Source organism: Arthrobacter sp. TJ-217 (assembly GCF_058269255.1).
Genome location: NZ_JBZCNJ010000002.1, coordinates 55,344 through 68,478 on the forward strand (window position 1 = coordinate 55,344; position 13,135 = coordinate 68,478).

Below are 13,135 nucleotides of genomic sequence, written 5' to 3' on the forward strand. Positions count from 1 at the left end.
CGTGGGCATGTTCCGGTCGCTGCGGATAGCCAACTACCGGATCTGGTTCGTCGGCGCGCTCGTTTCAAACATCGGTACCTGGATGCAGCGCACTGCCCAGGACTGGCTCGTCTATGACATCCTCACCGAACAGAACGCTTCGGCCCTCGGGGTGGTCCTGGCCCTGCAGCTCGGCCCGCAGCTGCTGATTTCGCCCTGGGCCGGGCTGATCGCCGACACCGTCGACCGCCGAAAGCTGCTTCAGCTGACCCAGGTGGCGATGGCGCTGCTGGCCGTAGGGCTCGGCCTGCTGGTGCTCACCGCCGCCGCCGAACTCTGGCACGTCTACGCTTTTGCGCTCGCCCTGGGCATCGTCTCGGCTTTCGACGCACCCGCCCGGCAGACCTTCGCCTCGGAACTGGTGCGCGATGACTACCTGCCGAACGCCGTAGCGCTCAACAGCGCCTCCTTCAACGCAGCGCGGATGGTGGGCCCCGCCGTAGCAGGGCTCCTGACCGCCGCGGTGGGCCCCGGATGGGTTTTCCTCATCAATGCGCTCACCTTCGGCGGAATGGTCTACGCCCTGCTCGCGATCCGCGCCTCCACGCTCAACGTCCAGCCGCGGTCGGAACCGGGAAAGGGCCGCATCAAGGCTGGCCTGCGCTACGTCCGCGGACGGCCCGATCTGATGATGGTGCTGCTGGCCATCTTCCTCGTCGGTACATTCGGGCTGAACTTCGCCGTATTCATCGCGGCAATGGCCCGCACCGAGTTCGGTCAGAACGCCGGGGTGTTTGGGGTGCTCTCCTCGGTCATGGCGGTTGGGTCGGTTGCCGGAGCGCTTTTGTCGGCGAGGCGCGACAAACCGCGGATGCGTTTCGTCTTCGGGGCCGCCGGTGCCTTCGGCATAGCCTGCGGGGTCGCCGCGCTGGCGCCAACCCTCGAGCTGTTCGGCCTCGCACTGGTCCCGGTGGGGCTTTTCGCCCTCACCCTTCTCACGAGCGCCAACGCCTACGTCCAGACAACCACCGACCCGGTCATGCGTGGGCGCGTGATGGCCCTCTACTTCGCCATCTTCCTAGGGGGCACGCCGCTCGGCGCGCCGGTTGTCGGCTGGGTATCCGACGCGTTCGGGCCGCGGTGGAGCCTCGGCGTCGCCGCCGCCTCCGGCATTATTGCCGCTGGTGCAGGACTGTTCTGGGCCTGGCGCTACCACGAGGTGAGGCTGCGCTACGACCGCTCCCTGCCCCGGCGCCTGCGCATCACCCACGAGGCACCCCACAGCGCCGGGGACTGAACCTGCATTCGGCTCCCTGGGCTCACTCGCCGCCCCCGCTCAATTCGGCACTGAGCCGTTCGACAACGTAGTCGATGCACGAAAGCAGCGCGGATACGTCGTCGGGCTCGATCGCCACGAAGGTGGCAATGCGCAGCTGGTTCCGGCCGAGCTTCCGGTACGGCTCGACGTCGACGATCCCGTTGGCACGCAGCACCGAAGCGACAAGCGCGGCGCGGATGGGAGGGGCAATGTCGATCGTGGTGATGACGTTGGAGCGGTCCTCGGGACGCACGACGTACGGCGTCGCGACCTCCGAAGCCTCGGCCCAGGCGTAGACCCGGCCGGCAGAGTCCGCCGTGCGGGCAGCCGCGAAGTCCATTCCGCCGTTGCTGTTGAGCCACTGGAGCTGGGCGTTGAGCATCACCAGTGTCGCCAGGGAGGGAGTGTTGTAGGTCTGGTTCAACTGCGAATTGCCGATCGCCGTCTGGAGGTTAAGGAAGTCCGGAATCCACCGCTCCGACGCGTCGATGCGCGCCGCCCGCTCAAGCGCCGCCGGCGAGAACAGCCCCAGCCACAGTCCGCCATCCGAGGCGAAGTTTTTCTGGGGTGCGAAATAGTAGACATCGGCCTCGGACACGTCGACGGCGAGCCCGCCGGCGGCGGAGGTCGCGTCGATGAGCATCAGTGCGCCGTCGTCGGCACCTGCGACGCGTCGGACGGGGGCCGCGACGCCCGTCGATGTCTCGTTCTGGGGCCAGGCGTACACGTCCGCGCCGGCCTCGGCGGACGGCTCGGGCCGGGTGCCCGGCTCGGAGGTAATGATGGAGGAGCGCTCCAGGAACGGCGCCTTGTCCGTTGCCGCCGCGAACTTCGACCCGAACTCGCCGAAGGAAAGGTGCTGGGCCCGGGAATCGACAAGCCCGAACGCTGCGGCATCCCAGAACGCCGTCGAACCTCCCACTCCGAGAACAACCTCATACCCCTCGGGCATGCCGAAAAAGGTGGAGAGCCCTTCGCGGACCTCACCGACGAGGTTCTTCACCGGCTTCTGCCTGTGCGAGGTGCCAAGGATCGACGGGTTGGCGGCCGTGAGGGCACTGAGCTGTTCGGAGCGCACCTTCGACGGGCCGGCGCCGAAGCGGCCGTCCCGGGGCAGCAGGTGGGTGGGAATTCTTAGGTCCGAAAGCTCGCTCACTGGTCCTCCGTGCAAATGTGGGGTGGGTGGGGCAACGGGCCCAATTCTGCCCCAGCGGAGGTGTGCCGGGATATTTATGAAGTGCAGCACGCCGCACGGGCGGCGCCGACGCACGATTGCCGGGGCCGAAGGCGGATGGGTTAACCTGAGGGGGCGTAGGGACCCGGCCCGGTCCGGACGTGCTGCACGCAGCACGCAGTGCCCTTACCCGCCCCGCACTGTGCCGCACCTAGGAGCCGAACCCTCATGACGGACCTCATCGATACCACCGAGATGTACCTGCGGACCATCCTTGAGCTTGAGGAAGAGAACATCGTCGCACTGCGGGCCCGGATCGCTGAGCGGCTCCGCCACTCCGGGCCCACCGTGTCCCAGACGATCGGGCGCATGGAACGGGACGGGCTCGTTGTGGTCTCCGGCGACCGCCATCTCGAACTCACCGAGCTCGGCCGGCGCCGCGCCACGGGAGTGATGCGCAAGCACCGCCTTGCCGAACGCCTGCTCAGCGACGTTATCGGCCTTGACTGGGCCTACGTCCATGAAGAGGCGTGCCGGTGGGAACACGTGATGAGCGAACGCGTCGAGCGGCGCCTCTACGAACTGCTCGGGCAGCCATCGCAGTCGCCCTACGGCAACCCGATTCCGGGCCTCGAAGCGATTGGCGGAGTGCCTTCAGAGTTGCTCACCGACGGCGTCACGACCCTCCTCGCGGCGATGGAGGACTACCGGCCGGGCACTTCGGTGACCCTCCTGCGCCTTGCGGAGCCGATCCAGGTCGATCCCGAGCTGCTGTCCCAGCTCGCCGAAGGCGGACTCCGCCCGGGCGCGTCGCTCAACCTGGAGTCGGTGGGCGGCTACGTCTCAGTACGCGTTCCGGGCGTCGACGGGGCCCTTGAACTGCCTCCGGAAGTCGCTTCCCACGTTTTCGTCTCCGTCGCCTAAGGCGCCGGACCGGCCCCGGCGCGGGCTGCTTCGTGGGGAAACAGGGCCGCTACGCCCTGAACACAGTTGATAACAACGTGGTCACTTTGCGTCAACGCTCCGAGACTGCCAGACTGACCCTCGATACCTCGCCGTGATCTTCCTTGGAGTGCGCCGCAGCCATGTTCCTGCGGATTTCCTTTCGCTCCCGCAGATCCGTTGCGCAGCTCCGTAGGAAGGGAACGTATTTGTTGAAGCAGGAAGTGTCAGGACGCCGCCGGGCGGGGGTTCCGGTTGTCTCTGAGCGCCCGAGGGATGCGCACCGGGCCGAGCGCCGCAGCCGCGGAACGCGGCCCCCGGCGGCCGCTCCGCGCCCGCGCGATGCGCACCGCACCGAGCGCCGGCGCCGGGCAGCGGGGTATCGCGAGGACCTTTCCTTTTCGGGACTGAGCCAGAAGGTCGCGATGGCTGCCGCCGTGTCGGGCATCGCCCTGACCGTCGCGTGGCCCACGACAGCGGCGGTGCCGGCTTCCGCAACCGCTGAGGCGGCCCCGGCGGGCGCCGAAGTGCATGTTCCAGCCTCGGCACGCGTCGACTTCGACCGCGCCGCGCTCAGCACCACCCTCGGCGCCGATGCGCGGCTCGATGCGGTCATGACCGCCTCGGCCGGATCAGCGACCCCAGCGGCGGCCAAAGGCGCGCTGACGGGCCCCCTTGACGCCCTCGTCCAAACCTCCGGATTCGGCTTCCGCCCAAGTCCGATGACAGGGCTGGGGGAACTCCACAGGGGCCAGGACTTCAGTGCGGCGTGCGGCGCCCGGGTATATTCCGCTGCCGCAGGTACCGTGACCTTCGCCGGATGGCACCCCTACGGGGGAGGAAACCGGATCGTTGTGGACCACGGCAACGGCCTGGAAACCACCTACAACCACCTCTCGGTGATCGAGGTGTCCGAAGGCCAGCAGGTGCGGCGCGGCGAACGCGTCGGACAGAGCGGATCAACCGGCGCTTCAACGGGCTGCCACCTCCACTTTGAGGTGATGATCGAGGGCCAGGTCGTCGACCCTCTGGGCTGGCTGTAACACACCCTCGACCCTTCCGTGACCGTAATGTGACAATCTGCGTGATCTAGGGTACGTTCTACTCGTGCCAGATCGTCATAGGTCTGGCGCCCTCAAGCAAATCGCCTAGCTCTGCCATTGCCTGAGGTCCGTCCGCACATTCGCATGGCAGAGGCGGGGGAACCAATTTTTGGGTTTCGCAAGAAATCCTTGGGGTTAAGTCGCTGACTCGTCAGCGGCCGGGTGACTCCCATCCGAATCCGACAGCTCACCTCGCAGGCATTGGGAGAGGCAATTTCACGTGTCCAATAATTCTCTGGGTCGCCACCGCGCGGCCCACGTGTCAGCGAGCCCGCTCACAGTTCTTTCTCAGGCCGTTTCCTCGAATGCAGGAACTGTAGGCCGCCAGGCCGCCGTCCTTGTCGCAGCCTCAGGCCTCGTCTTCACCGCAGGCCTTCCCGCGAACGCAGCGCCCGCCGCAGAGCGCGAAGTGCAGTCAACCTCATCGTTGAGTGTGACTGCCCCCGCAGCCTCGAAGGTCAGCGCCGCAGCCACGGCCGCCGTCTCCTTTGAGCGCGAAGCCGTGAACGTCACCCCCGCCGTCGTCGTTGAGGCACCGGTCGAAGCGCCGGCCGTCGAGGCTCCCGCCGCACCGGCTCCAGCCGCAGAGGTCGTTGTTGCCGCAGCTCCTGCCGCAAAAGCTCCTGCCGCCCCCGCAGTCCAGGCCGCCGCAGTCCAGGCCGCCGCAGTCACCCCGGCTCCTGCCGCTCCCGCTCCCGCTCCCGCCGCGAAGCCGTCCTCGGGAATCGCAGGCGCCCTCGTCGGCTCCGCCTACTCCCAGATCGGCGTTGCCCAGGACTGCACCGCCATGGTCGAGAAGGCACTGCGCTCGGTTGGAAAGTCCGTCGGCGACCTCGCTCCGGGCCAGTTCTTGCAGTACGGCGACGTCGTCGGATCCCCGCAGGCCGGTGACCTCGTGATCACCGCGGGCCACGTGGCAATCTACGTCGGCAACGGCCAGGTCATCAGCGGTGGCCTCAACGGCCTGAACACCGGTCTTCACTCCCTCTCGGATCTTCCCGGCGCAAGCTTCGTCCGCGTCCGCTAAACCCCCCACTTTCACACTCCCCCTCTCACACTCCGGAGAACCCCTATGTCTTCTCGCGCCCCGATCGCCCGCCACCGTGCCGAAGTCCAGCACACCGCACCCCTTGCAGCCCTTGCCAAAGCCGTCACCGAGAACGCCGGCGGCATGGGACGGCAGGCCGCAGTCATCGCTGCTGCCTCCGGCCTGGTCCTGACCACCGGCGTCGCCGCCAACGCCGCGGACCTGCAGCCCGAGCGTGAATCCTTCGCCTCGACGCTCAAGGTCGACGCCAGCCCCGCCGTCGTCGTCGCCGACGCCAACGCCAAGGTCGCCTTCAACCGCACCCCGGTCAAGGCCGTCGCCAAGCCCGTCACCGTCGAGGTGACCGTTGCCGCGGAGCCATCGGCCCCGGCAGCACCGGCAGTACAGGCCACTCCGGCCGTGCAGGCAGCTCCGGCAGCCGTGCAGGCCGCTCCCGCCGTCGTGAAGGCTCCCGCCGCACCGAAGGCGCAGGCAGCTCCGGCCGCTCCGGCCGTCAAGGTTACTCCCGCAGCATCCTCCGGCAAGGCCGCAACCATCGCCGCGGCGGCCAAGGCCCAGCTCGGCGTGAATCAGGACTGCACCCGGCTCGTGAGCAACTCCCTCGCCGCAGCCGGCATCAACTTCCACGGCTGGCCGGCAGGCTACCTGTCCCTGGGCCGCACCGTCAGCGCCGGTGAAGCAGTTCCGGGCGACCTCATCTACTACGCCGACGGCGGCATGGGCCTGGCCCACATCGCTGTGTACATCGGCGGCGGCCAGGCTGTCCACGGCGGCTTCAACGGCAACTCGACCGTCATCGCCCCGGCGCAGCTCGGCTCCGGCCCCGTGTTCATCCGCGTGGGCGGCTGACACCCAGCGCCTGGCGGTTCTTCGAACCAACAGCTGAAGAAAGGAACCGGCAGCGGTGCTGCCGGTTCCTTTCTCTTAAAGTGCCGCCCCTGCCTCCGCGCCACAACTTCGCTCTTTCTATTCGCCCCGGCGCGCAGGTCGGCTACCCTAGGCATTGTTAATCCGAAGAACTTATCCCGAGCATCCGGGGTGGCAGCCGGTAGCGGGGACATAGTCCGCAAAGAGGCATGCGCATGCGCACTCTCGTTCTGAATGCAGGATATGAACCGCTGGCGGTTGTTACATTCCGCCGGGCGCTGGTGCTTGTGCTGACAGGCAAAGCGAGCGTCGTTGCCGAGGATGAGGATCCGGTTGTCGGGCCTTCCGAAATTCTCGGACGCCCGTCGGTGATCCTGCTGAACCGGTATGTGAAGATCCCGTACCGTCAGGAAACGGCAGCGACCCGGCGCGGGGTGCTGCGCCGGGACAACCACCTCTGCGCTTACTGCGGGAAGACCGCTACGACAATCGACCACGTCTTTCCCCGCTCCCGCGGCGGGACCGACACCTGGGAGAACATGGTTGCATGCTGCCTGCGGTGCAACAACGCCAAGGGGGACAAGACGCTGGGCAGCCTCGGCTGGAGCCTTCGCGTTGTGCCGCGGCCCCCGCGCGGGCCGTTGTGGCAGCTCCGCGAACTCGAGAAGCCGGCGCCGCAGTGGAACGAGTTCCTCACCGAAAGGGCAGCTTGAGCGACCCAGCGCCACTTCCGTACGACGCAGTCATCCTCGCCGGCGGGCGGTCCTCCCGGTTGGGCGGAACCGCCAAGGCAGGCCTCACCATCGGCGGCCGGACGCTCCTTGAGAGAACCCGCGCCGCTGTACCGGATGCCCTGCTGACCGTCATCGTGGGGCCGGTGGACCCCGTTCCGGAGGCGGGGGTGATCGTCACCCGGGAAAGCCCGCCCTTTGCCGGGCCTGCGGCAGCCCTCTGCGCCGGACTCGCAAGCCTTGCTGCCGGGCCCGACCGGGACCTTCCCGCGTGGACCTTCGTCCTCGCCTGCGACATGCCCCGGTGCGATGTTGCCGCCGAGGTACTGCTCGGTGCCGCAGCGGAGGACTCCTCGGCTTCTGTTGTCGCGCTTGACCGGGACCGGGTCCAACTGCTTGCCGGGCTGTACCGCAGGGAGGAGCTCTTCGAGGCTGCGGCTGAGGCGCTGGCTGCGGGAGGCGCGCAGAATCTTTCGATGCGCGCCCTCCTTGCTAGGGTGAAGATTAGACCGGTCCCGGTTCCGCCGGGCACGACGTCGGACGTCGACACCTGGGCTGACGCCCGGATTCTCGGTGTTGACGTCCGCTAACCAACCCGTGGAGGGTACTCATGGACGAGCGCGAAATACTTCTTCAGCAATGGAGCGAGAAGCTGCTTTCGGCTTTTGAACTTGGGGATTCCAAGGTCGACGTCAACGCCATCCTGGCACTTGCGGGAAACGCCGCCGCTGCAGTGGTGCGCCCCGCAGCGCCGCTGACCACCTTCGTGGCCGGCTACGCCGCCGGGCTCGCTGCAGGCAGCGGGCAGGCTGAAGAAGCCGTGGCGATGCGCTCGGCGATCGAGCACGCGTCGCGGGTCTGCGACGAGGCGGGGGCTGAACACTGATGGGCGACGTTATTGACGGCGGACGGGACATGAGCTGGGAGAAGGCGCGGGAAGCTGCCTACAATGCCGGGCAGCCGATGCCGTTCCAGACGGTGCCGCTGGCGGATGCGCTCGGCCAGACCCTCGCCGAGCCGGTCGAATCCCTCCTCGACATACCCCATTACGCATCTTCGGCAATGGACGGCTGGGCTGTCAGCGGCCCTCCGCCCTGGACCTTCGTCACGCCCAAGCCGGCCGAGGACTCCGGGCGGTGGCACCCGTCCCCACACACCGATTCGGGCACCATCACCCTTGAGCCGGGGCAGGCAACCTTCATCCTCACCGGCGGAGTGGTTCCCCACAACGCGACCGGCATCCTCCGGACCGAGCACGGGGAAATCCGTGAAAATGTGCTCACCAGGAACGACCTCGCGAGGCATGATGAGCCGGTTCAGGGTGAACACATCCGCCCTGCGGGGGAGGAGGCGGCACGCGGCACCATCGCGATCCCGGCCGGCGTCGTGCTCAATCCCGCCCAGATCGCCCTTGCCGCTGTATGCGGCCACGACACGCTGGCGGTCCTGAGGGCGCCGCGGGTTTCGTTGCTCATGACCGGTGACGAAGTCATTGAGGCGGGGCTTCCCCAGCCGGGCCAGGTCCGCGACACGTTCGGACCCCAGCTGCCCGCGCTCGTGGCGATGCTCGGCGGGCATGTCGACGTCGCGGGGAGGGCCAAGGATGACCTCGACGACGTCGTCAACGCCATCAGTGCGGAGGCGACCGACGAGTTTTCCCTGGCCCGGGCGTCGGGGGACGTGCTGATCACTACGGGCGGGACGGGCAGTTCCTCCGCGGACCACATCCGCCGGGCGTTGGCGGTGCTCGGAGCCGAGATGATCATCGACGGCGTCGCGATGCGTCCCGGGCACCCGACGCTGCTCGCCCGCCTGCCGGACGGCCGGTTCCTGGTGGGCCTGCCGGGCAACCCCCTCGCGGCGATGATGGCGATGTTCACGGTTGCTGGGCCCCTGCTCGCCGGTCTGCGCGGAGCTCCCATGCCGGGATTGCATCGGGTCCTCAGCGGAGGGTACTTCGAGCCGTTGAGGGGCAGGAGCAGGCTCGTGCCCTACCGGATCGAGGCCGGCCGTGCGGTGCCGAGCCAGCACCAGCGTTCGGGCATGCTCCGCGGGCTCGCCTCGGCCGACGGCGTGATGGTCGTCCCGGCCGAAGGGTGCGACATCGACCAGCCGCTTCCCGCGCTGACGGTGCCCTGGCATTCGGTCCCGCAGGCCAACTGACTTCCCGCACGACTGACTTCCCGCGCAACTGAGAGGAGCAAGCACATGAGCAGCCGAGTCACCCAACGACGCCGCATCACCAAGTTCCGGCTCGGTTCCGATGTTCCGGGTGGATCAACCCGGCGCGAAGACGTCCTTGCCGGGGAAGAACCGCTTGAAATCCGGCTGGGGGGCAGGCCGTTCACCGTGACGATGCGGACCCCCGGAGACGACTTCGACCTCGTCGCAGGATTTCTCGTCTCCGAAGGGGTGGTGTGGGAGCCGGGACAGCTGCCAAGCCAGCGCTACTGCGCCGGAGTGGACGACAACGGGCAGCAGACCTTCAACGTTGTGGAAGCCCAGCTCCGGCCGGGAGTGGTGCTGCCGGAGACTGCGCTCGAACGGCACGTCTACACCTCGAGCTCCTGCGGGATCTGCGGGACCGCCTCGATCGATGCCGTCCGCAAGTCGTCCCGCTTCGACCTGCGCGAGGACAGCGCCCCAGTTGACGCCGCCGTCCTCGCCGGCCTGCCCGACCGCCTTCGGCAGAGCCAGAAGCTGTTCGACCGCACGGGCGGCGTCCATGCGGCGGGCCTGTTCACAAGCGACGGCGAGCTGCTGTGCCTGCGCGAGGATGTGGGCCGTCACAATGCCGTCGACAAGGTTGTGGGATGGGCGCTGCGCGAGGGCATGCTTCCCCTTGCCGGGACGATCCTCCAGGTCTCGGGCAGGGCATCGTTCGAACTCGTCCAGAAAGCGCAGCTCGCGGGCATCCCGATCCTTGCGGCGGTCAGCGCCCCCTCCTCCCTCGCCGCCGACCTTGCCGACGATGCCGGCCTCACCCTCGTCGGGTTCAGCCGCGGCACGTCGTTCAACTGCTACTCGCATCCGGAACGGATCCGCCCCGAAACACCCGCGGAATAGCGCCCGTATGGGCGGGTCCGCGCATTCCCTTGAGCGTGGACCCTGAACTAAAGACGATTGGGCCAGCGCAATGGAACTAGGCATTTTCAGCTTCGGAGACCTCCACCCCGACCCCGTCACGGGTCAGCGGGTCTCACCCGAGCAGCGCATGGCCGACCTGCTCGAACGGGCGCGCCTCGCCGACGACGTCGGGCTCTCCTACTTCGGGATCGGCGAGCACCACCGGCCGGACTACGCGGTCTCATCGGTGGTGCCCGTCCTCGCAGCGGCGGCCGCGCAGACCCGGAACATCCATATCGGTTCGGCGGTGACGGTGCTGAGCACCGAGGACCCGGTGCGTGTCTACCAGCAGTTCGCAACCCTCGACCTGATCTCAAGGGGCAGGGCGGAACTGACCGCCGGCCGGGGCTCCTTCATTGAGTCGTACCCCCTCTTCGGAGCCGCGCTCGAGGATTACGACGCGCTCTACGAAGAGAAGATCGACCTGCTGCTGCGCCTTGACGCGGAGGAACGCATCACGTGGAAGGGCCGTTTTCGGCCCCCGCTCGACAACGCGCAGATTCTGCCCCGGCCGACCTCTGGCTCACTCGACATCTGGATCGCCTCGGGCGGAACGCGGCAGTCGACGCTGCGCGCGGCTGCCCTCGGCCGGCCGGTGATCTACGCGATGCTCGGCGGGACCGTGCGCAACTTCGAGGAGCACGCCGAGCTGTACCGGAAGTCGGCCGCTGAGGCGGGGCACGACCCCGGTGCCCTGCGGGTGGGCGTCAGCAGCGTGGGGCTGGTGCTGCGCGAAAAGGCGAACGAAGTGTTCCGGCCGTACTGGATGGATTCGATGGTCCGGATTTCGGGCGAGCGGGGCTTCCCGAAGCCGAGCGGGGTCACCTACAACATGCAGTCGGCCCGGTCCGGAGCCGTTTTCGTCGGGACTCCGGAGCAGGTTGCACAGAAGATCGTTCTCACCTGGACCTTCATGCAGCACGACCGCCACATCTTCCAGTTCGACTTCTCCTCCGTCCCGCAGGCCCAGGTCCTTGAGTCGATCGAACTGCTGGGCACTGAAGTGCTGCCGCTGGTTCAGAAGGAACTCGGCGTCGCCTGAGGCTGCTCCTCCATCCCGCCGAGTTCGCAGGTCACCACCCTTTGGGAGCCCGAAAGCGTGGTGAACTGCAGTTTCGGCGGGAGTGGCGGCGGACAAGCGGTCTAACGCCGCTTCCCCTTCCCATCGAGTTCGCAAGTCACCACCCTTTGGGAGCCCGAGAGCGTGGTGAGCTGCAGTTTCGGCGGACGGTGACCGGCGAAGAGGGAGCACGACGGGCGGGAAGAGGGACGACGACGGCGTGCGGGGAGGGGCGGCCGACGGCTAGAAGGGGTGGAGCAGGCGCTGGACGAACCTTCGCGTACGTTCGTGCACGGGAGCCCGCAGCACCTGATCGGGGTGGCCGCGTTCAACGACGACGCCGCCGTCCATGAACACCACCTCATCGGCGACTTCGCGGGCGAAGGCGAGCTCGTGGGTGACGATGACCATTGTCCAGTCCTCCTCGGCCAGGTCCTTGATGACCTTGAGCACTTCACCGACGAGCTCGGGGTCAAGCGCTGAGGTGGGCTCGTCGAAGAGCAGCAGGTCGGGACGCAGCGCCAGCGCCCGGACGATCCCCACCCGCTGCTGCTGGCCGCCGGAGAGCTCGAACGGATACTGGTCCTTCTTGGCGAGGAGCCCGACGCGCCCAAGGAGTTTCTCGGCGTCCTGCTCGGCCTCCCGGCGCTTGCGCCTTTGGACCTGCACCGGGCCCTCGATGATGTTTTCGAGGACCGTCATATGGGGGAACAGGTTGTACTGCTGGAACACCATGGCGCTGTGGTCCCGCAGCGCCGAAAGCTCCTTGGAAGAAACGCCTGCACCGAAGGTCACCGACGGGCCTTCGGCGAAGGCGACGGTTCCGCCGTCGGGCACCTCGAGGCCGTTGAGGCAGCGCAGCACGGTGGTCTTGCCCGATCCCGAGGGCCCCACGAGGGCCACGACCTCGCCGCGGTGCACCGACAGGTCGATCGACCGCAGCACGGTGTTGGTGCCGAATGATTTCTCCAGGCCTCTGGCGGTGAGCAGAACCGGACCTTGGCCCCCCTGCACCGGGCGGATCGGCTCAGTGGATGACATAGCGGTCCAACCTCTTTTCGAGTGAGTGCTGCCCGACGGCAAGGATGGAGCAGAACGCCCAGTAGATCAACGCCGCCTCAAGGTAGAGCAGCATGAACTCCTGGCTGAAGGCCGCGATCTGCTGGGCTTCACGGAAGAGTTCGGTGACGAGGATCAGCGAAGCCAGGGAGGTGTCTTTCACCAGGGAGATGAAGGTGTTCGACAGCGGGGGAACCGACACGCGCGCCGCCTGGGGGAGGATGATCCGCCGCAGCGTCCTGCGCCGGGACATTCCAATGGTGTGCCCGGCCTCCCACTGGCCCTTGGGCACCGAAAGGATGGCGGCCCGCAGGATCTCCGCTGCATATCCCGCGACGTTGAGCGAGAACGCAATCACCGCGCTCGGCCACGGCGGGATGGTGACGCCGATCGAGGGGAGTCCATAGAAGACGACGAACAGCTGAACCAGCAGGGGAGTGCCCCGGATCACCGAGATGTAGGCCCGGGCGACGCCGGCAAGCACGCGCCGCCCGCTGATCCGCATCAGGGCGAGGAGCAGTGCCAGCGCTAGTCCCAGGACAAAGGACATGAGCGTCAGGGGGATAGTTCCGGTCAGCCCGCCCCGGAGGATGGGCCAGAACGAGCTCCGGAACAAATCCCAATCCACGTATCAGTCCTTCCGTCCGCGGAATGTGCGCGCGGCCGCGTCGAAAAAATCCCCAGCCGGCGGTGGACGCCGGATCCTCGTTCCTGCCGCCGGTGCGCCG

General features: G+C 67.6%; 14 protein-coding genes and 1 riboswitch. Of the genes, 11 read left to right on the top strand and 3 right to left on the bottom strand.

Annotation, left to right across the window (positions count from 1 at the left end; translation table 11 throughout):
* Window position 1 precedes the first annotated feature (1 nt).
* Complete coding sequence (locus AC4D2R_RS03365) at window positions 2–1,276, top strand: MFS transporter (RefSeq protein WP_490937504.1); 1,275 nt, start codon at window positions 2–4, stop codon at window positions 1,274–1,276.
* 22 nt (window positions 1,277–1,298) lie between these two features.
* Here the strand turns inward: AC4D2R_RS03365 and serC are convergent, their stop codons facing one another.
* Complete coding sequence (serC, locus tag AC4D2R_RS03370; protein ID WP_490937506.1) at window positions 1,299–2,453, bottom strand: phosphoserine transaminase; 1,155 nt, start codon at window positions 2,451–2,453, stop codon at window positions 1,299–1,301.
* Window positions 2,454–2,699: 246 nt separating this feature from the next.
* On the opposite strand from serC, the gene AC4D2R_RS03375 reads away from it, so the two are divergent.
* The 10 genes from AC4D2R_RS03375 to AC4D2R_RS03420 all read left to right on the top strand — a co-directional run bounded on the left by AC4D2R_RS03375 (window position 2,700) and on the right by AC4D2R_RS03420 (window position 11,330).
* Window positions 2,700–3,395 (top strand): iron-dependent transcriptional repressor DtxR, encoded by a 696-nt coding sequence (locus AC4D2R_RS03375; protein ID WP_490937508.1) that lies wholly within the window; start codon window positions 2,700–2,702, stop codon window positions 3,393–3,395.
* Between the two features lie 230 nt (window positions 3,396–3,625).
* Complete coding sequence (locus tag AC4D2R_RS03380; RefSeq protein ID WP_490937510.1) at window positions 3,626–4,456, top strand: M23 family metallopeptidase; 831 nt, start codon at window positions 3,626–3,628, stop codon at window positions 4,454–4,456.
* Window positions 4,457–4,564: 108 nt separating this feature from the next.
* A riboswitch (cyclic di-AMP (ydaO/yuaA leader) is annotated at window positions 4,565–4,731 on the top strand.
* Between the two features lie 218 nt (window positions 4,732–4,949).
* Window positions 4,950–5,543, top strand: coding sequence for an NlpC/P60 family protein (locus AC4D2R_RS03385; protein ID WP_490937512.1), 594 nt, complete (start codon window positions 4,950–4,952; stop codon window positions 5,541–5,543).
* Between the two features lie 45 nt (window positions 5,544–5,588).
* Complete coding sequence (locus AC4D2R_RS03390; RefSeq protein ID WP_490937514.1) at window positions 5,589–6,413, top strand: NlpC/P60 family protein; 825 nt, start codon at window positions 5,589–5,591, stop codon at window positions 6,411–6,413.
* 233 nt (window positions 6,414–6,646) lie between these two features.
* Window positions 6,647–7,144, top strand: coding sequence for an HNH endonuclease (locus AC4D2R_RS03395; protein WP_490901631.1), 498 nt, complete (start codon window positions 6,647–6,649; stop codon window positions 7,142–7,144).
* A complete protein-coding gene (gene mobA, locus AC4D2R_RS03400; protein WP_490937516.1) occupies window positions 7,141–7,752 on the top strand; it encodes a molybdenum cofactor guanylyltransferase in 612 nt (203 codons plus the stop codon). Before AC4D2R_RS03395 ends, mobA begins: the two co-directional genes overlap by 4 nt.
* Window positions 7,753–7,772: 20 nt before the next feature.
* Complete coding sequence (locus AC4D2R_RS03405) at window positions 7,773–8,048, top strand: DUF6457 domain-containing protein (protein ID WP_490937518.1); 276 nt, start codon at window positions 7,773–7,775, stop codon at window positions 8,046–8,048.
* Window positions 8,048–9,325: a molybdopterin molybdotransferase MoeA gene (locus tag AC4D2R_RS03410; RefSeq protein ID WP_490937520.1), complete on the top strand. Its 1,278-nt coding sequence runs from the start codon at window positions 8,048–8,050 to the stop codon at window positions 9,323–9,325. The genes AC4D2R_RS03405 and AC4D2R_RS03410 overlap by 1 nt, the downstream gene beginning before the upstream one ends.
* Window positions 9,326–9,370: 45 nt before the next feature.
* Window positions 9,371–10,228, top strand: a complete 858-nt coding sequence (gene fdhD, locus AC4D2R_RS03415) for a formate dehydrogenase accessory sulfurtransferase FdhD (RefSeq protein ID WP_490937522.1) — start codon at window positions 9,371–9,373, stop codon at window positions 10,226–10,228.
* A 70-nt stretch (window positions 10,229–10,298) separates the two neighbouring features.
* Window positions 10,299–11,330, top strand: coding sequence for an LLM class flavin-dependent oxidoreductase (locus AC4D2R_RS03420; RefSeq protein WP_490937524.1), 1,032 nt, complete (start codon window positions 10,299–10,301; stop codon window positions 11,328–11,330).
* Window positions 11,331–11,591: 261 nt separating this feature from the next.
* Here AC4D2R_RS03420 and AC4D2R_RS03425 read toward each other — a convergent pair whose 3' ends face one another.
* A complete protein-coding gene (locus AC4D2R_RS03425; protein WP_490937526.1) occupies window positions 11,592–12,389 on the bottom strand; it encodes an amino acid ABC transporter ATP-binding protein in 798 nt (265 codons plus the stop codon).
* On the bottom strand, window positions 12,376–13,035 hold the full coding sequence (locus AC4D2R_RS03430) for an amino acid ABC transporter permease (RefSeq protein WP_490937529.1): 660 nt from the start codon (window positions 13,033–13,035) through the stop codon (window positions 12,376–12,378). The genes AC4D2R_RS03425 and AC4D2R_RS03430 overlap by 14 nt, the downstream gene beginning before the upstream one ends.
* Window positions 13,036–13,135: the final 100 nt, after the last annotated feature.

Coding starts and splice junctions, on each gene's coding strand:
- AC4D2R_RS03375 (WP_490937508.1), top strand. CDS start 2,700: ATGACGGACCTCATCGATACCACCGAGATGTACCTGCGGACCATCCTT.
- AC4D2R_RS03390 (WP_490937514.1), top strand. CDS start 5,589: ATGTCTTCTCGCGCCCCGATCGCCCGCCACCGTGCCGAAGTCCAGCAC.
- AC4D2R_RS03395 (WP_490901631.1), top strand. CDS start 6,647: ATGCGCACTCTCGTTCTGAATGCAGGATATGAACCGCTGGCGGTTGTT.
- AC4D2R_RS03405 (WP_490937518.1), top strand. CDS start 7,773: ATGGACGAGCGCGAAATACTTCTTCAGCAATGGAGCGAGAAGCTGCTT.
- AC4D2R_RS03410 (WP_490937520.1), top strand. CDS start 8,048: ATGGGCGACGTTATTGACGGCGGACGGGACATGAGCTGGGAGAAGGCG.
- fdhD (WP_490937522.1), top strand. CDS start 9,371: ATGAGCAGCCGAGTCACCCAACGACGCCGCATCACCAAGTTCCGGCTC.
- AC4D2R_RS03420 (WP_490937524.1), top strand. CDS start 10,299: ATGGAACTAGGCATTTTCAGCTTCGGAGACCTCCACCCCGACCCCGTC.
- AC4D2R_RS03425 (WP_490937526.1), bottom strand. CDS start 12,389: ATGTCATCCACTGAGCCGATCCGCCCGGTGCAGGGGGGCCAAGGTCCG.